The organism is Streptomyces sp. Y309, from assembly GCF_056712025.1.
Map to the genome: position 1 here is coordinate 297865 of NZ_JBWYAE010000004.1, position 23808 is coordinate 321672.

At 64.8% G+C, this 23808-nt stretch carries 16 protein-coding genes and 2 pseudogenes; 6 read left to right on the forward strand and 12 right to left on the reverse strand.

Features of this window, described 5'->3' with window-relative positions:
- Positions 1–3: 3 nt before the first annotated feature.
- From AC0KTA_RS41585 to AC0KTA_RS41615, 7 genes are all read right to left on the reverse strand, one after another.
- A complete protein-coding gene (locus AC0KTA_RS41585; RefSeq protein WP_481057128.1) occupies positions 4–1068 on the reverse strand; it encodes a glycosyltransferase family protein in 1065 nt (354 codons plus the stop codon).
- Positions 1061–2233: a glycosyltransferase family 4 protein gene (locus AC0KTA_RS41590; RefSeq protein WP_481057129.1), complete on the reverse strand. Its 1173-nt coding sequence runs from the start codon at positions 2231–2233 to the stop codon at positions 1061–1063. Before AC0KTA_RS41590 ends, AC0KTA_RS41585 begins: the two co-directional genes overlap by 8 nt.
- Positions 2206–3720 (reverse strand): oligosaccharide flippase family protein, encoded by a 1515-nt coding sequence (locus AC0KTA_RS41595; RefSeq protein ID WP_481057130.1) that lies wholly within the window; start codon positions 3718–3720, stop codon positions 2206–2208. The genes AC0KTA_RS41590 and AC0KTA_RS41595 overlap by 28 nt, the downstream gene beginning before the upstream one ends.
- A complete protein-coding gene (locus tag AC0KTA_RS41600; protein ID WP_481057131.1) occupies positions 3666–4508 on the reverse strand; it encodes a glycosyltransferase family protein in 843 nt (280 codons plus the stop codon). The genes AC0KTA_RS41595 and AC0KTA_RS41600 overlap by 55 nt, the downstream gene beginning before the upstream one ends.
- A gap of 245 nt (positions 4509–4753) precedes the next feature.
- The gene (gene gmd, locus AC0KTA_RS41605) at positions 4754–5746 is read right to left on the reverse strand and encodes a GDP-mannose 4,6-dehydratase (RefSeq protein ID WP_481057132.1); all 993 of its coding nucleotides are present in this window, start codon (positions 5744–5746) and stop codon (positions 4754–4756) included.
- Between the two features lie 24 nt (positions 5747–5770).
- Complete coding sequence (locus AC0KTA_RS41610) at positions 5771–6940, reverse strand: O-antigen ligase family protein (protein WP_481057133.1); 1170 nt, start codon at positions 6938–6940, stop codon at positions 5771–5773.
- 161 nt (positions 6941–7101) lie between these two features.
- Positions 7102–7944 (reverse strand): glycosyltransferase family 2 protein, encoded by an 843-nt coding sequence (locus AC0KTA_RS41615; protein WP_481057134.1) that lies wholly within the window; start codon positions 7942–7944, stop codon positions 7102–7104.
- Positions 7945–8039: 95 nt separating this feature from the next.
- Between AC0KTA_RS41615 and AC0KTA_RS41620 the strand changes: the two genes are divergently transcribed.
- The 3 genes and pseudogenes from AC0KTA_RS41620 to AC0KTA_RS41630 form a co-directional block, all read left to right on the forward strand.
- Complete coding sequence (locus tag AC0KTA_RS41620) at positions 8040–8990, forward strand: GDP-L-fucose synthase family protein (RefSeq protein ID WP_481057212.1); 951 nt, start codon at positions 8040–8042, stop codon at positions 8988–8990.
- Positions 8991–9049: 59 nt separating this feature from the next.
- Positions 9050–10564, forward strand: a complete 1515-nt coding sequence (locus AC0KTA_RS41625; protein ID WP_481057135.1) for a tyrosine-protein kinase domain-containing protein — start codon at positions 9050–9052, stop codon at positions 10562–10564.
- Positions 10565–10588: 24 nt separating this feature from the next.
- A pseudogene (locus tag AC0KTA_RS41630) lies at positions 10589–10836 on the forward strand (hypothetical protein); the annotation flags it as partial.
- Positions 10837–11745: 909 nt separating this feature from the next.
- Here the strand turns inward: AC0KTA_RS41630 and AC0KTA_RS41635 are convergent.
- The 5 genes and pseudogenes from AC0KTA_RS41635 to AC0KTA_RS41655 form a co-directional block, all read right to left on the reverse strand.
- Positions 11746–12960: a metallophosphoesterase family protein gene (locus AC0KTA_RS41635; protein WP_481057213.1), complete on the reverse strand. Its 1215-nt coding sequence runs from the start codon at positions 12958–12960 to the stop codon at positions 11746–11748.
- Positions 12961–13351: 391 nt separating this feature from the next.
- Positions 13352–13828: pseudogene (locus tag AC0KTA_RS41640) on the reverse strand (transposase); the annotation flags it as partial.
- Between the two features lie 102 nt (positions 13829–13930).
- Positions 13931–15706, reverse strand: coding sequence for a YncE family protein (locus AC0KTA_RS41645; protein ID WP_481057136.1), 1776 nt, complete (start codon positions 15704–15706; stop codon positions 13931–13933).
- A gap of 330 nt (positions 15707–16036) precedes the next feature.
- Entirely contained in the window at positions 16037–16948 is a 912-nt protein-coding gene (locus AC0KTA_RS41650) for a YncE family protein (RefSeq protein ID WP_481057137.1), read from the reverse strand.
- Between the two features lie 912 nt (positions 16949–17860).
- Positions 17861–19135 (reverse strand): nucleotide sugar dehydrogenase, encoded by a 1275-nt coding sequence (locus AC0KTA_RS41655; protein WP_481057138.1) that lies wholly within the window; start codon positions 19133–19135, stop codon positions 17861–17863.
- A 138-nt stretch (positions 19136–19273) separates the two neighbouring features.
- On the opposite strand from AC0KTA_RS41655, the gene AC0KTA_RS41660 reads away from it, so the two are divergent.
- The 3 genes from AC0KTA_RS41660 (at position 19274) to AC0KTA_RS41670 (ending at position 23205) form a co-directional block, all read left to right on the forward strand.
- Positions 19274–20353 carry an NAD-dependent epimerase/dehydratase family protein gene (locus AC0KTA_RS41660; RefSeq protein WP_481057139.1) on the forward strand — a complete coding sequence of 360 codons (1080 nt, stop codon included), beginning with the start codon at positions 19274–19276 and terminating at the stop codon, positions 20351–20353.
- Positions 20354–20545: 192 nt separating this feature from the next.
- On the forward strand, positions 20546–22450 hold the full coding sequence (locus AC0KTA_RS41665; RefSeq protein WP_481057214.1) for a WecB/TagA/CpsF family glycosyltransferase: 1905 nt from the start codon (positions 20546–20548) through the stop codon (positions 22448–22450).
- Positions 22447–23205 carry an FkbM family methyltransferase gene (locus tag AC0KTA_RS41670; RefSeq protein ID WP_481057140.1) on the forward strand — a complete coding sequence of 253 codons (759 nt, stop codon included), beginning with the start codon at positions 22447–22449 and terminating at the stop codon, positions 23203–23205. Before AC0KTA_RS41665 ends, AC0KTA_RS41670 begins: the two co-directional genes overlap by 4 nt.
- The last annotated feature ends 603 nt before the right edge of the window (positions 23206–23808 follow it).

Genomic DNA, 23808 nt, shown 5'->3' on the forward strand with positions numbered 1-23808 from the left:
GATCTACACCCTACTGACTTTGACAGACTCACTGTTCTGAGGCGCTGCGAAGCTGGTCCAGGGACCGTCGTCGGGTGCCAGAAGCGGCAGGAAGGGCGCCAGCATGTAGCGCAGTGCATGGGATTCGGTGAGATGAGCCAGGACCCAGGCACGGCCGCGGGCGGCCCGGTCAAGAAGGTCCGCAGGGTCGGCGGCGAGTAGCTCTCGCACCCTCTCCACTGCTTCGTCAGGGGTGTCCGTCAGGTACAGGCCGTGGTCGTGTCCCACTAGCCAGTCCAGTCCCGGCTGGCGTGAGGTGACATGGACGCGCCCCGCCCCCAGCGCGATGGATAGCCTGTCGGAGCAGTACCCCGAGTAGGTGCGGTAGCGGTCCCAGCCCACAGTGATCAACGCTCGCTGCATCACCGTATGTTGCTCGAAGAAGGGGACGGGGCCACGGGCGTACGGGCCCCGCCAGCCTCTTCCGTAAACGGACAGGCTGCATCCCGGAAGCTCGGCCAAACGGCGAACCAGTTCCACACGTTGGCGATCGTCACGGATCAACTCGATGCCACAGTATGTGAGCCGTTTGCCGAGCAGGACCACCCCGAACGGTTCTGTGGGTTCTGGCGCCTCAGGAGCGAAGACCAGAGGCATGACGTGAGGGACATACCGCACGGGCCGCCCCGACGCCCGCTGCAGCCGTGCGGCCTGCTCGCCGGCTGCCACGCTGAACACCGTGGTGGCGTGTTGCATCCACACCAGATTGCGGGCGCGCAAGGGCTTGGTCCGACCACCCCAGGCGTCACCTTCCCAAACCACCACCGGCGGTGAGCCAAGCGATCGCAGGAGCCCAGCGACTTGCCGCTTTGTCCAGGCCACCGGCTGCGGCGACTGTACGAACACCAGGTCAGGCCGCGGCCCCTGGGCGAGCTTGGCGAGCTTTTCAGGTTCGGCGGCAGGTACCACGCACAGGTGCCGCAGATTTCCGTGGTCTGCCAGCTGGGCGAAGCCACGGGCGAAACGGTTTTCGGGTCCGTGATCCGCGCACTCGTTACTGATGTGCAGTACGAGCGGAGCATCAGGCACCGGAGCCTCCTTCACCGGAGGGGGTGGATGCGCTGAACCAGCGTGTGTACAAACAGGCGATATCGTCCAGTGAGAAGTGCCTACGGACCCGTTCGCTGCCCGCCGCTCCGAGGGCCGCGCGCAGTGCGTCATCCCGGCCAAGTTTGAGCATCGCGTTGGCGACCTGGTCCGGTCGGCCGATGTCCACCAGCAGCCCGGCGTCGTTGACCACCCAGGGCACCGCCCCGCTGCGCCGCCCGGCGACAACGGGCAGTCCTATGCCCATGGCCTCCGCACAGATCATAGAGAAGCCTTCTACCCGAGAGGGATGGACCAAGGCGTGAGCCTCAGCGGCGATCCTTGTTAAGGCCTCGGCCCGCGGCAGCGGACCGAGGAACTCCACGCCCAGAGTGAGGCGATGCGCCCTGGCCCAGGTATAGGCGGGGCCGCCGGGTCCGTGGTCGTCACCGAGCAGCAGCAGGCGGGCGCGGGGCATACTTGTGCGCACGATAGCGAAGGCACGTAGGACAGCAGGGGTGTTCTTGTGCGGGGACCAGCCACGGGCGGCGGTGGCGAAGACCGGCGCTGCACCGGGCAGGGGTGCGGACGTGGCAGGCAGAGCATCCAGACGTACGCCGTTGGGGATCACGGTGATGGGCCGGTGCGCACCGAGGCAGTTCCGCAAGTGGCGGGCCACATAGGGGCTGATGGCGCTGAGAAAGTCTGCGCGATGTACCGCAGGGATGGCCAGAGAATGCCGTAACCAACGGAAGGTGCTGCGCATTTCCCAGGCGTAACGCAACGGAGTGTCTCTGGCAGTGACGTAGGCGGGGCGGCCGCTGGCGATGGCGGCGAGCGCGAACTCATACGTCCAGTGGGCGCTCACCACGTCGACGGGGTGTTCGCGCAGGGCGGCCGCCAGCTGTTGTCGCTCGAGGCGGAAGAGGTCACTGGCCCGGCCGCGGGAGCGCTGCGGTACAACGACCAGGCGCAGTCGCCCGGTGCCGTACTCCTGGCGAGCGGTCACCTGGTCGCTGAGAGCGAAGATGGTGACCTGATGACCCTGGTCCCACCAGGTGCGAGCCAGCCAGCCGGTGGAGGGACCGGAGTAGACCGCAGGGGGGTCGCCGCCCAGGACGCAGCGCAGAGGGGCCAGGTCTACCGGGCCGGCGAGACCGATGTGCATGCGTTCTCCTGGCGGCGGGAGGTGAACAGCCTTCGGCGCACCGCCACTTGGTGCACCGGGAGGTAGTGGCGCAGTGGCCAGAAGGCCAACGCTGTGAGCAGCACCGCAGCCGTTGAGCAGACCACCGCCATGACGGGCGGGCGGCCCGCTGCAGCCAACCATCCTGCGGTGAACAGGATGGCACCCAGCGCGGCGTGGACGGCGTGGGCGCGCAGCAGCGGACGGGCGGCAATGATGCCGCCTCGCTGCCAGCGGCTCAACTGCAGGATGTGGCCCAAGATGGGTGAGACTGAGGCCAGGGCAAGTACGGTCAGGCTGTGGGCGAGGGAAGCGACAGCGAGAGTGCCGCAGGTGCCCGCGATCACCGCGGCTTGGCAGGCGACGGAGGCCCTCGGAGCGCGCCGGATCTGATCCAGGGAATTTCCGGTCGTGCACAGCAGTGCGCAGGCCGCGCCGAGGGCGCACGCAGGAACGAGTGCTGTAGCTGTTTCCCAACCTGGTCCCAGGAGAAGTCCCAGCCAACCAGGCCCCGCTCCGGCGACTGCCCCGAAACCGATGAAGCCGGCGGCCGATGTCACGCACAACAGGTCGTGGACCCCTTGCCGGGGCAGCGTGCCGCCGCTCGTGGAGCGGGCGTCGGCAAGGACCGGGGCAGCGGCGTGCTGCAGGCCGTGGGCCACAGAGGTGAGGAGAACACCGGTGCTGAGGGAAGCCCGGGAGAGATACCCGGTGGCAGCAGGACCGATCCATGCGGCGGAGCACCACAGAGGGGCGTTGTTGGTGGCGGACTGAACGAGTCCATACCCGGCGAAGAACCCGGAGTGGCCCAGGAGCTCACGTGTGGGGACGGGGGGGCCGTGCGGAAGGGACTGTGGTCGAAGAAGTGGCAGCGCACTGGCAATGGTGGTCAGGGCGCCGGTGGGCGCCACTAGGGCGAGCCCCCATGGGTTCCAGCCTTCAGCAAGCAGAGCGAGCCCTGCCGCACACCCCATGACGTGGGAACTGGTCTCCAGCAGTGTCGCCGCGCGCGGCCGGTCGGTCCGGCGCAAGGCGGCCACACTGGCCGACGCGGCGGGTTGGAAGAGCAGCTGGAAGGCGAGCAACTGCAGCAGCGCCCGGGTTTCCGCATCTGCTGGGATCACCAATGCGGTTAGTTGAGCGGCGGTGCAGCAGCTCAGACCGGTGAGCGCGGCGACAGTCAGGGCACTGTGTAACAGCGGCCGAGTCAATCGGTCGGCACGCAGCAGACACGTGGTCAGGCCCGCGTTGGCGATATGCCCGAAGAGCGTGATGACGGTTGTAGCGAGCGCATACCGGCCGAAGGAGCTGGGGGAGACGAGCCGCGTCGTAACGCCGGCGTATCCGAGCGTGATGATGACGGAGGCCACGGAACCTGCGGATGACCACCCGAATCCGCGCAGAGCTCGACGGCTCACGGCACTGCCGGAGTGTGCGTGCGCAAGTGAGCGGACGCGAGCTCCGGCCACGGGTGGACGTCGGGCGGGGGGACGTTCAGATGTGAACTGAGCATGTGACGCAGGGCATTGAGGGTGGACAGCCGATCACGTACCCACGCGTGTCCGGCGAGCCCCGCCGCGTGTAGCGCGTCGGGATCGGACCGAAGCAGCGCGGCCACGAGATCGACGGCCTCGTGCGGTGAGTCCGCCAGGTGCAGCCCGCACTCGGGTCCCGGCAGCCAGTGAGCATGCAGCGGGCGTGTGGTGACATGCGGTCGGCCCGCGTAGAGGCTGATGGGCAGCCGGTTGGAGAAGTAGCCGTCGCGGCCGGGGAAGTGGTCCCAGTTGGCGCTGATCCGAGCGGTGCGGAGAGCGTGAACCTGCTGGTCGAAGGGGATGGGCCCTAGGGTGCCAGGGCCACGCCAGCCGTTGCCGTACACCGCGAATCGGCAGTTGGGCAATCGCTGCAGCGCCTTGACGAACCGCTTGCGAGCCCGCGCCCCGTCGACGCGCTCAAGGAGGCCGAATCGCACAAAGCAGTTGCCGATGTGCAGCACGTCGTATGTCGTGTCGGTGGCTGACGGCACCGGACGGGCATCACACAGGCGTTGAGGAACGGTCTGCGGGACATAGCGCACGGGGCTATGAGTGTGCTGCCCGAGTACCCGGGCCTGTTCTCCGAGCCCAGTGGTGAAGACTGTGTTGGCCAGTCTCAGCCAGGCTTTCATGGCCGGGAGGACCCGCTTGCGTCCGCCCCAGGCGTCGCCTTCCCACAGGACGATCGGTGGGGTGCCGAGCCGTCGGATGAGCTCGGCCACGTCCGTGTCCGTCCAGGGAAAATTTCCGGGCGACTGCACGAACAGAAGGTCTGGGCCGGCTTGGTCAGCGGCTCGGTAGATCTCGGTGAGCGCAGCCACACGACCTGCACCAATGAGCGTGTCAGGAACAAGTGGAACATGAGCGAGTACGCCGTCAGTGGCGAGAGAACGGAACGCCGCTCCAAAGCTCAGCCGAGGTCCGGGCGGTTCGCGGCCATTCGCTAGATGCAGGACCGTGGGCGCGCTCACAACACCTCCAGTACCCGCTCATCCAACTCCGCGTCTGTCATGATGCGTGCCAACTCCGGTGCACGCACCCGCGGCCGCCACCCCAGCTCCCGTTCTGCCTTTGACGCGTCGCCGACCAGATCCGGCACCTCGGACGGCCGTAAGTACCGCTCGTCGAAGCGAACATGCCGCTTCCAGTCCAGGCCCGCGTGCTGGAAGCAGAAGCCGACGAAGTCGCGGACGCTGTGACTGGTTCCGGTGGCGACGACGTAGTCGTCCGGCTCGTCGCGCTGGAGCATCCGCCACATGGCGTCCACGTACTCGGGCGCATACCCCCAGTCGCGCCGCGCCTCCAGATTGCCCAGGTGCAAGAACTTCTGCTCGCCACATGCGATCCGGGCAGCCGCGCGGGCGATCTTGCGGGTCACGAAGGTATCGCCACGGCGCGGTGACTCGTGATTGAACAGGATGCCGTTTACGGCGTGGATGCCGTACGCCTCACGGTAGTTGCGCGTGACCCAGTAGGCGTACGCCTTGGCCGCAGCGTACGGAGAACGGGGGTGGAAGGGGGTGGTCTCGGACTGCGGCGGTGGCGTGGCACCGTACATCTCGGAGCTTGAGGCCTGGTAGAAGCGGCAGGGCAGCCTAGTCATATGGATGGCTTCGAGGAGCCGGGTGGTGCCGAGGCCAGTAGTGGCGCCGGTGAACTCGGGCTCGTCGAAGGAGACGCGGACGTGTGACTGGGCGGCGAGATGGTAGACCTCGTCCGGTTGGATGCGCTCCAGCAAGGTGACGATGCGGGAGCCGTCGGCGATGTCGCCGTAGTGGAGGCGCAGCCGGGCATCAGGCTCGTGCGGATCTTGGTAGAGGTGCTCGATCCGCTGGGTGCCGAAAGTGGACGAGCGGCGGATCAGCCCGTGCACTAAGTAGCCCTTAGACAGCAGGAGTTCGGCCAAATAGGAGCCGTCCTGTCCGGTAATGCCCGTAATCAGGGCGGTTTTCCTAGCCATAGCGCGAGAGTAGGGCAAACGGCATCAAATATGGGCAAGGTTGAGGTCGTCCTTAGGGCGTACTCTTTGCCTCTCCTCCGCATGGCTCAGCACGATCCATACCGGTAATACCAGGAGTAGTTGGCCGGACAGACCGCCAAGGTTGCGCAGTGGTGACTCCGTGACGCCGTCCAGGACGAGGACCGCCACCAGCGCGCAGGACAGACCATGGCTATCGGAGCGTGTGCGCCAGGCGCGAACGATCAGAGTGATCGTCAGAAACAGCAGTCCGGTGAGGCCGATGAGTCCGGCCTCACCGAGCGTCTGGAACAGTTGGTTGTGTGCTTGCCCGATCCAGGAGTCTGTGGTCCCGAAGGCCTGCTGTCGATACTCGGGGGCGAAGAGGCTCGGGCCGTAGCCGAGAAGGGGGTTTTGGAGGAATTCCGCATACGCCAGTTCCCACGCGCTTCCCCTGGTTGTGAACAGGTCGCGGTGCAGCTTGTCCAGGGTGCCGGACAGCCCTGACTGCGCCGATGGGAAGAGAAGTATGGCCGAGGTGGCGCAGGCCCCGCTGAGAACGAGCAGCTGTCGTCGCACCGGGGTGCGGTTCCAGAATCCGTTGACCAGAAGGACAGCACCCGCGCACATCCAGCTGGTGCGTGACTGGGTGAGTGTCACAGAGGCGAGCGCTGCGAGGGCATGTAGCTGCCAACCCCGGCGCCGCGCGATCGGCGTCACCTCGACCACCAGGGCCGCCGCAGCGATTGGACCCAGCAGATTGGGGTTGGGAGCCAGGCCCATGAACTGGCCAATGGCGAGCCCCAGATAGTTGCGTCCGTCCTCTTCCCAGAGGGTGAATGCTGCCCAGGAAGGGGCGATAAGCAGTGCCGCGAGGCCGCCCCACAGATAGCAGCGCAACACGAGACGTAGTGAGGGCAGCATTTCCGCGAGGGGGCGGCGCAGCACTCGGAGGAACGCGCCGAGGACGAGGAGAGGGAAGAGGGCGAGCGGCTCCAGGCCACCGTGGCCGCCGAGGGATGCGGAGAGACAGCTGGCTGCGATGAAGCAGGCGGCGGCAAGTGCCAGCGCCCGCAGGGAGGGAGGGATGGGGGCCCGCCCTGTGTGGCGGATCACGACCACGGTGGCCGCAGCGATGGTGAGTGCGACCAGACCCTGGGAGACCAGCGGCGACCACCGTGAATCGAGGAAGTACACAGGGTGAGTCGAACTGGTATGCGAACTGTGTGGGATGAACAGCGCCGAGATGGTGCAGCCGAACCCAATGACTGCGAGAAGGAAGGACCCGTCGGCAGGCACAGCGCGATTTGGCCGCAGGGGCGCTGCCGGGCTTGTGATGGCGGGATTCGTGATGGTACTCATCGTGCGGCCGCCGCGCGCAGCACCGTTTTCACATAGGGCGAGATCAGCAGTGCTGGTGCCCACGGCCACGTGTGCCGCAGGCAATACAGCCACCACTGACGCGGCGGCAATTCACGCTGTGAGGTGACCCGACGCAGTGCCTCGCGCACTCCGATGCCCGGCTCACGCGAGCCGGTGAGCGAGGGCTTCGCCTCGCACACGCCGACGTGGTGGGAGGCGATGAACGCTCCGAGGCCCGCGCGACGCACCCGGTGGCCGTGGTCGTAGTCGCCCATCCCGTGGCGAAACACGCGGTCGATGTCCCCGACGCGTTCGTACACATGACGAGGGATCAGCACGACATTGCCGTTGTACGTGTCGCAAGGCTCGGGACGGCCCGTGGGCTCAACCAATGACAACGCTCGGAAGGCACGCCGTCGCCCCGAGTACGTGGTGCGCGTCCCATCGGCGGAGCGCACTGCACCGACCACCACCACTTGATCGCTCATCTTTCGGGCGGTGTCCAGAAGCAGCGATAGGGCGTCGTCGGCGAGTTTGACGTCGTCGTTGAGCCAGAGCTGGTGGGTCCAGGGCACGGCGTCCCTGTGGCTGGCGCGGCTGGCGATACGCATGCCGTGACCCCAGTAGACATCGGCGCTCGTCCTCGTCACCTGCACGCCGGGGTGCCTGCGGTGTACGGCAGCCGGGGTGCCGTCTGTACTGCCCGCGTCCACTAGATAGGTGGTGACCGTGACGCCCTCGGGTAGATCCCGTTGCCGTGCGAGCGCATCGAGCGCGGACAGTGTCGTCTCGCGCCGATTGTGACTGGTCATCAAAACAGCAATGTGAACTGCTGCCACGTGGGGACTCCTCGGTTCGGGCATCCAGAAAACTGCATCATTTCCGGCTAATGTCGCTGCTCGAACATAACGGAACTTATTGTGCAAACGAACGCATGGAGGTGCGGGCAGTGACTCTCAGCCGCACGGCACGTGTCCACATCGCCGGACACCGGGGCCTCGTCGGCTCTGCGTTAGTACGGCACTTCACCCAGGAAGGCTTCGGTGACCTGCTGCTCAGCACCTCCGCCGAGACCGACCTCCGCGATCGCGAAGCAGTACTGCGGCTCTATGCGGCGCGACGCCCGGACGTCGTCGTGCTGGCCGCCGCCCGGGTCGGCGGCATCGCGGCCAATGCAGCTCGCCCTGTCGACTTTCTCTCCGACAACCTCCGCATCCAGCTGAACGTCCTCGACGCCGCTCGTGAACACGGCGTACCGCGGCTGCTGTTCCTCGGCTCCAGCTGCGTCTACCCCAAGCATGCCGCCCAGCCGATCCCCGAGTCGGCCCTGCTGACTGGGGCCCTCGAGCCCACCAACAAGAGCTACGCCATCGCCAAGATCTGCGGCATCCTCCAAGTCCAGGCGCTGCGCAGACAGGACAGACTCCCGTATATCTCGGCAATGCCCACGAACCTCTACGGCCCCGGCGACACCTACGACTACGGCAAATCCCACGCCCTGCCCGCCATGCTGCGCCGCACCCACGAGGCGCACATCAGACGGGCCTCGAGGATCACGCACTGGGGGACCGGAACCCCGCGTCGCGAATTTCTGCATGTTGACGACTTCGCCAGGGCCTGCCTGTTCCTGCTGGAGCACTACGACGACGACACCCCGGTGAACGTCGGCACGGGCGAGGACATTGCGCTGAGCGACCTCGCGGACCTCATCGCAAGCACAGTCGGCTACCGCGGCGTGATCGACTGGGAGACCTTGCACCCCGACGGCACTCCACGCAAGCTCCTCGACACTGGCCGACTCCAGGCCATGGGCTGGAAGCCTGAAATCACCCTGCGCGAGGGGATCGCGCGCACCTATGCCGACTATCGCGCCCGTACCCCCTGACCGCACGCACCCCTAAGCCCTTGTTCACGCACCCCTAAGCCCTTGTTAAGGAGCGTACGTTGGACCTCCGCGGATTCCTGCAGGCCATGGCCAGGCAGTGGCTCGTTGTCGCCATCTGCCTGCTGCTCGGTGCCATCGCTGCCTTGGGGGTGAACGCGTCCAGCACACCCGTGTACGAGGCCCGCACCCAGCTCTTCGTCGCTACCCGGGCCGGCGCCGACAACGGTCAGCTCAACCAGGGGCAGAGCTTCTCGCAGGCCCGCGTCCAGTCGTATGCCGCCATCGTCGCTACCCGCCAGGTCACTCAACCGGTGGTCCGGAAGCTGAAGTTGCCCACCACACCGGAGCACCTCGCCTCGCGGATCACTGCGACGGTGCCGCTCGATACCGTTCTCATCGACATTGTGGTCAGCGACACCAACGCACATCGTGTGGCCGAGACCGCCAACGCCGTCGCCCGGCGCTTCCGTGACGTCGTCGAAAGGCTGGAGAGCCCGCGAGGCAGGGCCATGGCAGGCCAATTGCCCTCCCCCAAGAGGACCGGAAGTTTCGAGAACGCACCGGTCTCGCTCAGCATTACCGAGGAGGCGGTCACTCCCGCCAAGCCGGTCACGCCTAAGCCCCTTCTGAACTATGGGGCAGGGATCCTCGGCGGACTCTTACTCGGCGCGGGTCTGGCCGTGCTGAGGGAGGCGCTCGATACCACGCTGAAGACCCAGGATGCGCTGGGCGAGCTCACCGCTGTGCCAGTGCTGGCTGCCATCCCCTATGACAGAGCAGCCCTCGAAAAGCCGCTCGCCATCGGGGACGCTGCATACTCGCCGCGTGCAGAGGCCTTCCGCAGGCTACGCACCAATCTGCAGTTCGCCCAGGTCGACGACCGACCCCGGGTGATCGCTGTGACCAGCTCGATGGTGAGTGAGGGCAAGACGAGCACCGCTGCCAACCTCGCTCTGTCGCTCACCGAGGCCGGGGTGAACACCTGCCTGGTTGACGCCGATCTGCACAGGCCGTGCGTGGCCCGCTTCTTTGGGCTCGTCCCGGACGTCGGGTTGACCACCGTACTTATCGGCGAAGTGGGCATCGCTGATGTGATGCAGCAGACCGCGGGCGGGCTCGCCGTCCTCACCAGCGGTGCGATCCCACCCAACCCGACCGAGTTGCTCGCCTCCAATCGCATGGGCGAGGTGCTGCACGAACTTGCTGGCCGCTACGACATGGTTATCGTAGACACCGCTCCGCTGCTCCCGGTCGCCTACACCGTGGGCCTCGCCCCTCTCACAGACGGCACACTGTTGGTCGTACGGGCCGGCAAGACCTCGCGGGATCAGGTCCGTACCGCCGCCGACGCTCTGCACACGGTGGGTGTGCGCACCCTCGGCACCGTCTTCAGCATGGCCCCTGCCGGCAAGGGCACGGGATACGGCTACGGCAGCTATGAAACTTACGATGCAGTACTGGCAGGTGAGGCTACGGACGGCTGCCGCACATGGCCACCAGGCCCCCGTGGCGTCAGGGCCTCGCTCGCCCGCTTGGTGGGTGACGTCAACTGGCCCAGGAAACCTTCTACCTGATCGGCCCCGCGAAAGAGCGCCATGAGCGTGAACACCCGCACCCGCCAGGCCGTTCGCGCTCGAAGCCATTCCTTCAGCTCCTTCAGCGAGACCACCGCGTTGAAGTGTGTTCACATGGCGCTGACGCAGCTCCGCTCGACTGGCAATGGTCGCAGGCGGTGAACCATGCGCTGGAAGACGTCGCTGAACGGAACGCCTTCCAGATCGCTTTTGAAGGCCGACTCGTCTCGAGCCGACAAGTAGCCATCCGAACCTGGCAGATCAGCCGTTAAGTTGACACATCGGTGTTGAGGACCACGGGAACGTGGTAAGTCAGAGCGTCATTTGTGGTGATCGGGTGGATGGGGGAGATCTCACATGCTCCCGTTGTTCCCACCGTTCCCGTTGTTCCCGTCCCGATGGTGCGTAAGCGTTGTGCCGCTCGGCGGGATCATCTCGGGGGAGCGCACTGTGGAATGTTGAGGGTTGTTAAGGGCAGAGAGCATTTGTGGGTGAGTCACCGTCGCGGTGACGGGGGCTCTCAACGAGGGCCGGGGGCTTTAGCTTCGATCTTTCATGGTGAGTCGCCGGATTCTCCGGCGGCCCGTTTCGGCTTGTCGGACCGCTGCTGCAAGCTCCGTCGCAGCGGTCCCTGGTGGCTCTGATCCACCTGCGCGGGCACACACCCTCGCGAAGCTCGCAGCCGGGTTCGACATGAGCGAGGCCACCGCCCACACCTACGTACGCGGCGTCACCGAACACCTCGCCGCCAAGGCCCCGTCCCTGACCGCGCTCTACGCCGGGCGAAGTCCGAGTACGTGCTCGTGGACGGCGCGATCGCCGAGTGCGGCGCGGTCGGCGATCGTGCCGGGCCGACTACTCCGGCAAGGCTTGCCGGCACGGGGGTGAGCATCCAGGCCGTCACCGACCCCGACGGAACTTGCTGTGCCCCATTCAAACGGCATTGCGGGCGCGACCTCACTGCCTGCGAGGCGGACATCAACAAGGCGCACTCCCGACTGCGAAGCCCAGTCGAGCGTGCTCTCGCCCGGCTCCAGCAGCGGGGCATCTTCCGTCACGCTGCAGTCCCATCGGCTCAAGCCACTCGTCAAAGCCGTCCTCACCCCGGAGCGGCACCACTGAAGAAGCTCATTGAGATCACCACACCAACGATGAGGAGCTTCGTCACGTCACCCACCTGATTAGCGCATTCCACCCCGCGATACAGGAGAGCACGCGAACGATTTCTTTGACAGACTATGGCTCAACATGCAGGAATTGCCCTTTACTTTACCGCGCTGGTCACGGAAGGCGAGGGCCCAGGTGCCGTCGATGTACTGAAGGTCCGCGTATCCGAACACGGCATGCGTGGCGGACTGGTGAATGCGCTGTGGCGGCGTGCCAACTTGCATGTTGTGGATTTTGCTGTCGTCCAGGCTGTGGTGCAGTGACGTGCCGGAGGAACCAACAGTTACCTGGGGCGGGCGGGAGGAGTTGAAATCGAGCATCTGGTACAGGTGGCGATGACCCGATAGCACCAGTCGCACGTTGCGCGCCAGACGTCCCAGATCGCTTTGGTCAACGGCTGCGTCAAGGACGGGAGTCAGCCATTTCGTCGGACTGGTGCTGCTGACCGTCCACAGTGGCTTGTGTGTGAACACGAAGTAGTCGTAGGCGGGATGCTGCTGTGCGTACCGATTCACGGCGTTGAACTGCTCTTTATAGGTCTGCACCTCGCTCTGATTTGTGTCTCCTGCGTCGCCTGGATCAGCGTGTGCGGAGTCTACCGAGGCGAGGTGCAGCCTCCCGGCTCGGATCAGCACGGGCTCGGTGTACGGCTTGCACGACCCGTCACTGCGGAGCCGGTCGGCGAGGTAGCGAAACCAAGTTCTGCCCGTGTCACCTTGCCACTCGCTTGTTTCATCACAGTCCTCGTGGTTCCCTCGGGCCAACGCGATCGGTGCCTGAGCTAATAGCTTTTCGGCAGGCCGGAAGAACTCGGCCACGAGACAGTCCCAACTGGCTGCATCGGCGATCGTCCTGCAACCGCGTGTCTTGTCATTTGCCTTGCTCGGGTCCTTTCGGTAGAAATAGTCACCGACGTGCACTACGAGATCCGGTCTTGTCACGGTGGCAACGCTGGTCGCGACCTTCGAGAAAGGCCAGCCGTTGTCGTGGTCCGCGCAGTCTTGAATGAGTTCCGGTTCGCCTTGGACACGGCAGCCGGTATCCCCGATGACGGCGATCTTGCCTGGACGCGTGCTGGAAGTCCAGTTTGGCAACGGGAGCTGACCGCCTGCGGGATGCAGTGTGGCTACCTGGCCCTTGGGCTGGTCAAGCACCGCACGCGAGGCCTTGGGATGTACCCCTACCTCGCAGACAATCGGAACCTGCTTGGGCTTGCTCACGCGACGCATCGCTTCGCTCAGATATCCCGTCTGTCGCAACCTGAAGCGTACAGTGGGACATTTCAACTTCTTGCTGGCCTTCGTATTGGTGGATACGTAACGGATCTCAGGGCCGCGGCTGGTCAACTGGGTCCACGCCCAAGCTTCAGAAGTGCGTGCCGTCCTGGATGGCGATGAAGTTCCGGATGGTCGTGTGTCCGCTTTGTTGGGTTCCCATGCGGGCGTCGAGGAAGCCGCCGTTGTGGCCAACACCACAAGCGTGGCGAGTGTGACGACTTTAGGAACCATGTCTATTTCCCTGGTTGCAAAGATGTGCTGGCAGTACAGCGAGGAAGCGGTTACGACCTAGGTCGCATTGGCCACGTGCCGACATTCACGGACGGGGCTGGCGGACCGGCGGTGGCGCCAGGTGGGCGCAGGCGGACTCGCCCGCCCCACCGCGGCCATGATCGACGAACCCATCAGCGGATGGTGCCCGAAGAGCTTCTGCCAGGTCGCGGTCGCATCCTGCTTGTCGGAATGCGCGAGCAGCAGTATCCCGTTCAGGTCCACGACCACCGAGCCGCAGGTATAGGGCGCAGCCTTGCCAGCCAACGTCCAGACGTATTCAAGAACTTGAACACGGGCAGCCGGATCGCGGCCAGAGCCCGCTGCCCGCCCGACACCAGCGTATCGAGCGACCAGGACACCGTTGGTCCGGAGGCCACCGACCCATACACCGACGGCTTGGCCCGCAACATGCCCACATCCGCCAGGCAGTCACCGCCCAGCACGACGGCCAGAACCACACATCGAGCAGGATCTTGCCTGGATCAGGCACTGCACCGGCCTTGCGCCACAGCGCCAAGGCCGCCGATATCGCCTGATCCATGGGGGTGTATCCGAAACTCCAGGCGGAAGGGAGCGGCGGAGCCGGGTGCGACCGAGAGGCCTCGCCGCCGGGATCCGGACCCAGTTGTGCGCGAGCGAGCACCTGCGCCTAATTTGTGGGCCTATCCATCACCTGCACGCTGACGGTGCCCCGGTCATTGCTCTGGTTGGGATCCCGCACAAAGGGGTCGGTGCCCTTCGTGGGGTTCATCTTGTAATCGAAGACCGGAATGGGGTCGCCTACCGCGGCCGTGTCGGCCACCTTCACAGGGATCTCGAGGGTGAAGGGCTGAGGTGCCTTGGTCAGCTCCTCCGCGTCCCAGTCACACACGGCGATCGTCTCACTCCTTACCACACAACCACTGTCGGTGGACCCGGCCCGCTTGATCTTCTCGCCCAGCGTGAACCCAGCCTGTGGCTTCGCGGTGAAAGTGATCACCGCCCCGTTGGGCTGGCCCCGCCGATAGCCTCCCTGCATTTTCACCCACTCCGTCTCCCCACGCTGCGCGGGGGGCTCCACGTCGGCCGGGCGCAGATAGACATCGGATTCATCAGTAGGTGTCACTGACCAGTCCGCCTTGTTGTTGTCGGCATTGAGATCACGTTCGCCCGCAACCGGTGAAATCTCCATGTGCAGTGCCGGCTTCGGCACGCCCAGCGGCTTCGTTCCGTGATACTTCAGCACCCCCGACAGCTTCCCCGACGCCGGCACCGATGCCAGTTCACAGCGCGCATGCTCGGGCGCCACCTCCACGCATCCGTCCGGGACGCGGTCGAACTCGCTGTCGTTGATCGCGTGCAGCTCCACCACCGCTCCCGATGGCGCCTGCCCCGCATTCCCGAACCCGTACGGCACCTCGAACGGTGCCGAAGCCCCCGGCAAAACCTCTCGATCCTTAGGTGCTTCGATAAACAAATCCACCCCCTTGATATCCGGGGCAGGAGTGGATGCGATTCCGTCCAGCTTAAGAAGTCCCTTTTCTGTCGCTACATATGCAGTGCCGGACTCGGTCAGTGTAATTTGGCTGGCACCGGGGATGTCTGCCGCCTTGACCGATGAGATTTCTTGCAGGCCTACGCGCCACACCCCACCATCAGAAGCCGCCTCATCAAGTTGGGTCACATACGCGTATTTACCGTCACTGTCCAGCGCCACCCCTCGGGCGTGCGGAATGGAAGCAATTAGTTCCCATGCTCCTTCCGCGCCGGGAGAAAGATCGATCCGGTAGAGGCCGGCTCCGTGTCCCTCCATTGCTGCAAAATTAGTTACATATGCGTATTTCCCTGTGCGATCCAGCGCTACCCCGGCGCCGTGAATCGGAGGACCTAGTCGGGTGTTTTCCCCCGAAGTCTTGTCTACTCGGTAAAGCCCGCCCTCTGCCGCCACGTAGGCGTTTTCGCCACTCTTGTCGAAAACTACGCCCCTTGAGAGCGCGCGGAACAGGGGAAGCTGTGTGAAGCTGCCGACAGTCGAACCTGCTACAGGTGCCGCCCAAAGTCCACCGTAACCGGCCGCATAGAGGTTGTCGTCATTCAGGGCAATGTGCTCAGTAGAATCAACGCGGCTTTTGTATGGAGGATTCGGGTGAGGGGCTTCTAGGTTCTCCACCCAAGAAACTCCGCCGTTATTCCCCTGGCCGTTTTGGTTCTGGTAGGCATTTCCCTTCCCGTCCAGTGCCACTCCCTGGCCCATTTTGTAGTTCATCCATTGTGGGAGGCACTTCGACACACCTTCATCGCCGCACATCTTTGGTTCCGCGTTCAGTGCGCGAGCCTTCGAGCCCGTAGCCAGTGTCGATGCCTGAGCTTCGGGCATAAATCCCGGATGCAATAGGAGTCCGCTGGAGATACTCAGCGTTGCCAGCATTCCGACCGCGATCTGCACTGATCGCGTGTTGACGCTACGAGAAATCACTGGAACCAAAAACCTTTCATGCGTTACGGGGCGGGATAAGATACACGCGTTGAGAAGTAGATACTCATCGAATGGAAAGGACATCGCAGTGCATGCCAGAAGATTACGGGCGGCACCAACGCTGCGGGTTCCCGGTTACCAGTGCCAGTCTCATCGGGGAAGTGCCTTAGGGACGCAACTGCGCTGACGGCTGATCGCGCCCCGCTGTCGATTCTTAGGCTATGGAAGGACTCCCCCGGGATCCGGTCCAGTCCCGACTGGTCGAACGACTGTCCGGCCACGTCTCCGCAGGGAAGCTCCCTAAGGGGTCGGCTTGTGCAGGCCCTTTAGCCTGAAGAGCCCGTTCTGTGTTCCCACGTACCCAGCGCCTGATACGGGGTCCAGGTGAATCTCGCCAGCAGTTGGGATATCTGCGGCCTTACTTGATGAACGGTCCATCAGATCCACTCGCCACACCCCGCCCTCAGTGGCCAGCTGACCATTCGGAGTTTGCCAGGAATAGTGGACATCATCTGCTACGCCGCTGGCCTGGGTGACGTAGGCATGCTTTCCGTCGGGGGCCAGCGCCACACCCCAGGCATTCGGAATTTCGTGAATCAGGAGCGGCGGCGCACTGTTCGGGCTTTTGAGGTCGATTCGGTAAAGGCCGGTCCCGTAATCGCCCGAAACTGCAAAGTTGGTTACGTATGCATAGCGTCCCGTGCTGTCCAGGGCCAGCCCCCGGGCCTTAAAGGCAGGGCCGATCTTGGCATTGTCCCCAGTCAGCCGGTTAATTCGATAAACGCCCGAATCTGTGGTCACGTATGCATTGACGTTATCGTCTCCCAGTCCTAGGGTTACGCTGAAGGAAGGGAGATTGAACTTTTCCTGGTGTACCTGGCTGAAACTGCCTACCTTCTCGCCATCTACCGTTGCCATCCACAGCCCGGGGTCGATCCTCACCGTATACAGGTGATTTCCGAGCAGAGCGCCACCGTTGATCCAAGCATCTTTCAGCACATGGGGTGGGTCAACTTCAGGGTCTGCCAGATTCCCCACCCACCAAAGGCCACCGGTCGATGGATTGTTGGTCTGCTGGACTGTATATGCGCCCCCCTTTCCATCCAGAACTACGCCCTCGGCCGGCTGGAAGTTTACCGACTCGGGGAGGCACTTGGCGACCCCGCCCTCGCCGCACGTTCCCGGTGCCGGTGGGGCGAGCTGCGTGTGCATTTCGGCGGCATTCCTGTTTACCGCTACCGCGTGGGACTGCATGAGCCCCCACGGCAACCCCAGCGTCGCTAAGACACCCACGGCCACCCTCATCAACCGGCCGCGCGGACGCCGACTACGTACGCTACGAGAAAACACCAGCACCACGAACCCTTCATCACCGATTCACAGAAAGTGCTACACGTTAAACACCGAAAAGCTCCCTTCAATCACACAGGCTCGCCGCATCCCAAAGAATCTTCACCCGTAGGGCCTCGCGCGTCTGCAGGAGTGATGGTGGCGCAGACCATGGCAGAGGGGCTCCGAGGTGGTGGCTTCTAGCTCGGCCGCATCGCATCACCTGCGCCACCGTGGAGCGCCTTAATTCCCTCGTAGCGGCTCCGGGCTGGATCCTGTCCCTCCCGGAGTAGTCCGAGTAGTAAGCCATGAGGCGCTTGATCACCTCCCGGCGTCTGATGCCCTGACCGAAAGTGGCGCACTGTCGCGACAATCAGGTGGGTGTTGAACGATGCCTTTACCTCTCCTTGCCGTTGGAGGCCTCACGAGAAGCGGGCACCGTCCTGACACCGGTTTAGCCTCCGGGCGGTGGTAGTCCGTAGGCACCGAGATCAGTAAGTGTGTCCAGCGCGCTGAAGTCTCTGAGCAGACCGGTCGCTCTCGGCGCCCACGAATTGCAGCCGCCCAAGGCGCCCTCGCCAGGTGGCGCTGGTGGTTCGAGCCCGCTGCACGGCGATCTCTCGCCAGGCCCAGGCCGTTGAGCCCCGGGTAAGACCGAGTCCTGTGCGGCGTGCTCGTGCCGCGAACGGTGTGCTCTTGGTCCTAGCCCAACAGAAGCAACAGCTGAGGCCACGCCCGTCGCACGTCAGCTAACGCCACGCCCGGGCTGAGAAACGCGTGAACCCAAAGAGCGTCTTAGAGCCGGTCGAGCTGCTTTGCCCGGCCGCATCGGCCGCGTGTATCGAAAACATACGGCGCGCATCGCTCGACCAGCGCGTAGTCGAAGGCGTCGTGGTCGGTCAACACCACCACGGCATCTGCCGTTGCAACCTCTTCCTCCGTCAGCTCGACGCACAGTACCTGGCCCGGCAGCTGCCGGGGATCGGCATACGGTTCAACGGCGCGCACCCGCGCCCCGCGTGCGAGAAGTAGTTCGGTGACCGCAACGGCAGGAGATTCACGTACGTCCCCGGTGTTCTTCTTGTACGCGAGCCCAAGCACCAGTACCTGCACACCTGCGAGGCTGCGCTGGATACCCGCCTCGATCCGTTCAACCACGTGCTCAGGCATGTGCGCGTTGATCTCCTGAGCCAGCGAGACGAACCGCACGTCGTGCTGCAGCTGTTGCCGCACTTGCCAGGACAGATACGCCGGGTCGACGGGCAGGCAGTGTCCGCCGACACCGGGTCCTGGGTAGAAGGGCATGAACCCGAACGGTTTGGTGGCTGCGGCCGACACCGCTTCCCAGATGTCCACGCCGAGGGGGCGTGCGCACATCGCGAGCTCGTTGATGAGGGCGATGTTGACCTGCCGGAAAGTGTTCTCCAGGAGCTTGGTCAGCTCGGCGGTGCGCGGCGAGGAAACCGGAACGGTGTGTTCCACGATCCGGTTGTAGAAGTCGACGATGGCAGTACGCGAGTCGTCATCGATGCCAGAGACGACTTTCGGCGTGTTCTCCAGACGCCAGCGCGTGTTGCCCGGGTCGATCCTTTCCGGGCTGTAGCCGAGGTGGAAGTCCTGCCCGGCGCGCAACCCACTGCCTTCCTCGAGCAGCGGACGCAGGACGTCGTTGGTGGTGCCAGGGTAGGTCGTCGACTCCAGGATCACGGTTGATCCGGGACACAGCAAGGGGGCCACCAAAGTGCCCGCAGTCTCAATGTGCGAGAGGTCAGGTGCCCCGCCGCGCAGCGGTGTGGGGACGGTGATCACGCAAACGTCGAGTGCCATGGCATCGCGGTAGTCGCTGCTCACCCGGAGCCGGCCGCTTTCGAGGGCCGCGAGAAGCCGCTGCGGAGAAATGTCGTTCACATACGAGTCGCCCGCGCACAGGCGCTTGATCCGTTGTCTGTCGGTGTCCAGACCAGTGACCCGGAAGCCGACCTCAGCTGCACGGACGGCCAGTGGTAACCCGACGTAGCCGAGACCGATCACCACGGTGTGCTCTGCGGTGGTAGGAGTAGCTGATGCCATGTGGCTGTCACCAATCAAACGAAGACGGCGTTGATCGTGTCTTTCGCTAGACATTGGTGCATAGAGTCCTAATTTGGTGGTGGCTCGAACCCTGGCGCGTCTCACTTCACTCTGATACCGGAATAGAACAGGCAGTTCATGGAACCCATTGGGCCTGCTGCGCCCGCTGTCTCCGCCACCTACTTGGTCACGGGGGGTGCCGGGTTCATCGGTTCGCATCTCACTGAGGCACTCCTGGCCCAGGGCAATAGAGTCGTTGTACTCGACGATCTCTCCACCGGTGACGGGGCAAATCTCGCGGCCGTCCAATCGCACACCTGCTTCCGCTTCGTCCACGGCTCCGTGCTTGATGCGGCTCTGGTCGACGAACTGACCGCGCACTGCGATGCCGTCGTCCACCTCGCGGCCGCAGTCGGTGTCCGGCTCATCGTTGAGCAGCCCTTGCAGTCCTTCACGACGAATGTGCGCGGCACTGAGAACGTCATTGCCGCGGCCCACCGCCACAGGTGCCGGATGCTGCTCGCCTCCACATCGGAGATCTATGGAAAGAACTCGGGCCTGCTCACCGAGGACTCCGACCGGGTGTTGGGGGCGACGAGCGTGGCCCGCTGGTCGTACTCCACCGCCAAGGCGGTTGACGAGGTCCTGGCGCTCGCCCATCACCGTGAACACAACCTTCCGGTGACCGTGGTGCGGCTCTTCAACACGGTCGGGCCGCGGCAGAGCCCGGAGCACGGCATGGTTGTCCCGCGCCTGGTCCGGCAGGCCGTCGCGGGTGAACCACTCACCGTGTACGGCGATGGAAGTCAGCGTCGGTGCTTCGCTCACATCGCCGATGTCGTCGACGCGCTGCTGCAGCTACTCGTACACCCCGACGCCAACGGCGGGGTGTACAACGTCGGTACTAGGCAGGAGACATCGATCGCTGAGCTCGCCGCCCGGATCGTGGAACGTGCTCAGAGCAGATCACCTGTTGTGCTGGTCCCCTACGAGCAGGTGTACGGCCGCGATTTTGAGGAAGTGGAGCGCAGACTCCCCGACACTACCCGGCTGCGAGAACTCACCGGCTGGCGGCCACGGTACGGACTCGACGACATCCTTGACGACACCATCGAAGAGGCGCGGACCGTCGGTGCGGCCAACGGCGGGTGGAACCTACCCGGTGCCCGCAAAGGTGTGTGGAACCCGGCTTCGACCGCAGGCCACTCCCAAAGCTGACGGGACATCACCGTGCTCCATGGGACCGCAGCAGCCGCGATCGCTGCACTGCTGCTTACCGCGGTACTGACTGCGCTTGTGCGCACGCTCGCCCATCGCACTGGCCTCCTCGATCGTCCGGCCGACCGCAAGGCGCACACCAGACCGACTCCACATCTCGGTGGTATAGCGGTTGGCGCCGGAACGCTCCTCATGTGTGCCTTTGGAGATGCGCCGCTGCCACCCGGGACTCGGGTACTGCTCGTGGCAGCGGCCCTGGTAACCCTGCTGGGTCTGGTGGACGACCTGCGGCCACTGGGCCCCTGGACACGGCTGGGCGTCGAGGCAGGAGCGGCATGTGCCGTGGTGTACAGCAGCGGCCTCTCCCTGTCCGCTGGTGTACTGGCCGTTATCTGGATCGTCTTCATCACCAACGCTTTCAACCTGCTGGACAATTCAGATGGTGTGCTGGGCCTAGTCGGGGCGGTTGTCGCACTCGGGCTGCTTCTCTGTGCCATCGGCGCGGGTCGCGCGGACCTTGCCTTGGTTATGTGCTCGCTGGCCGCCGCTCTCACCGGTTTCCTGATCCACAACTGGCATCCGGCAAAGATCTTTCTCGGCGACTGCGGCTCCCTCTTCACCGGCTTCCTGCTCGCCTCGGCTGCGGTGCTGGTACACGCTGGGCACGACGTGTTGCCCAGCGCCGCGGGGCTGTTCGCGCTGACTGTTGTCGTCACTGCAGACACCACCGTGGTGCTTCTCTCCCGGTGGCGCGCCGGACGGCCGCTCCTCATCGGCGGTACCGACCACATCGCCCACCGTCTGCACCGACTCGGCTTCACGGTTCCAGGCGCGGCGCTCGTCCTCGCTGCGATCGCCCTCGTCGGCTCCGTCACGGGCTCGCTCATCCACCGGGGCGTGTTCGGTGCCGAAGCGGTACTGCCCATGGTGGCCGGGGTGTCCTTGATGACCTGGACACTGCTCAAGATCCAGGTGTATGGCGCAGCAGCGCCCCGGGTATCCAGAAGAGTCCCGTGCCCGGCAACCTCACTTTCCCGCCCGGGCACAGAGTCCCAGGCAACCAGCAGCCTGACGAGGAGAACAATGACCATGGACTCCGAAGCGGAGGGAACGAACCTGCCACACCCCAGCCGCACGTCCAACTACCCGCCGCTATTCGTTCCGCCGCACATCGGCGCTGCCGGCGCTGGGCCGAGCAGTAATGAGGGTGCAGCCGGCGTGCCCACCGAAGTCGATGTGGTGACCTGCCTGCCGGATCTCCCAGCGACCGCAGTTGCGCCGACCGTGCGGTGCGCTGGAGTGCCGGTGGCCGCCGTAACGCTTGCCGAGGCCAGCGCAACCGTGGTGCGACTCGCCATCAGCGGTGTCGCAGCCGACGTGCACCTCTGCAATGCGTACACTCTCGCGCTCGCCGACACCGACCCGCTCCTGAAGCAGCAGCTGGCCACGGCCGTGCTCAATCTGCCCGACGGGCAGGGGGTGGTGTGGGCCAACCGGATTGTCCACCGCGGGCAGCGCCTACCGAAGGAACGCGTTTACGGGCCCGACCTGTTCCTCAATGTGGTCAACGTCGGGCAGGCAGTTGGTCTGAGGCACTATTTGCTCGGCGCTACCCGCGAAGTACTCAACCGGCTCACCGCTGAGCTGGCGGACCGATACCCGAAGGCCCACATCGTCGGGGCCGAGGCGCCGCCGTTCCGTGAACTCACCTACGAGGAACGGCAATCGCAGACTGCACGTATCCGAGACAGCGGCGCCGAGATCGTCTGGCTCGGCCTCGGCACCCCCAAGCAGGATTACGAGGCCAGCCGGATGGCCGCGGAGTATCCTGCCGTACACATCGCGGTGGGAGCCGCTTTCGACTTCGTATCGGGAAACAAGCCGCAGGCCCCGCCATGGATACAGCGCAGCGGCCTGGAGTGGCTGTTCCGGCTCTGCAGTGAGCCGCGTCGCCTTTGGCGCCGGGTTCTGTGGGGGCATCCGTGCTTCGTCCGGGCCGTGCTCAGGTCTGCGGTCCCGTCCACCGCGGGTTCTGGCCTGGTCAAGTACTTCGTATCAGCCGCTCTAACGACCTCATCGGGAGGATCCCACCGATGACTCTCCTCCACCGGGTACGCAGCGCCGTCCAGCGCCTTGGTATCGACATCAGCCGCTATCCGGCCTCCTGGCAAGGACCCCAACTCGTGCAGATACTGCGTCGGTTCGAGATTGACACCGTCCTCGACGTCGGCGCGCACGAGGGTGGCTACGGCACCATGTTGCGCCGCAACGGTTTCCCCGGCCGTATCGTCTCCTTCGAACCGCTCACCGGGCCGCGCACCGAACTCCACCGCACCACTGCGGCCGACCCCTCTTGGACGGTCCTGCCTTATGCCCTCGGCGACACCTCGGGCACCAACGTCCTGCACGTCGCAGCCAACGCGGGCGCCAGCAGCTCCCTTCTCCCGATACTGCCCCGCCATCGTAAGGCGGCACCGCACGCCATGTACATCGGGCGGCAGGCAACCGAAGTGCGGCGCTTGGACGAGCTGTGGGAGCAGGTCACCCGACCAGGCGAACGGGTCTTCCTGAAGCTGGACGTGCAGGGTTACGAGGCCCATGTTCTGCGCGGGGCCGGCAAGTTCAGCTCCAAGATCGCTGGGCTGCAGGCCGAGACTTCCTTCGTTCCTCTGTATGAGGGCGGGCTACTGTTCAACGAGGCACTCGAACTGGCCCAGGCGCAGCTCGAGCTCAGCCTGATGGCAATTGTGCCAGGCTTCGTCGAACCGAGTACGGGCCAGATGCTCCAGTGCGACCTGGTGCTCTTCAAGGAGGCCAGGAAGCTGGGAAACCAGAGGCCTCCAGGAAAGTAGGAGGCAGCTCTTGCAGGAGGCGGGCTGATAACCCGACACAACGCCCTTTCCTGGTACGATCTTCGCGCCGCCTTCGGTCTCCTCAGCGCGCCTTGCGGTTCGCGGTGGTGCCGAGCTTTTACCACGGGTCCGCGCCGGCCGGCGAGAATATGGTCTCAATCGACCGGGTGGAAGCGGTGCGGCGGGGGGCCACGAAGCGCACCTCGACTCCGTCAGCGCTGACAAACCGCAGCGCCGCCCGATGCACGCTGCACGCACGGCGCTGCAGCGGTTGCCACCGGATGCGGCCGCTCTCCCCTCTGCGCCAACTGCGCGCCCTCACACCGGACATCGTGCATGTACACAACTCTTTCCCCCTACTTCGGCCGCGCCTGGATCAGATACTGGCCGGGCCCACTCGTGACGACCCTGTACAATTTCCGTCCCCTGCGCGCGGGAACAGTGCCTACCGCGACAGTGAGATCTGCACCCGCTGCCTCGATGGCGAGAGTAGGTGGGGCTGCGCCACAGCTGCTGCGGGGGCAAGGGCGACCGCCCTGGCGCTCACATGGGCCGGTCGCCACGGTTCCGCGGCGGATGCGCTGCCGAGGGGCGTATGAGCGC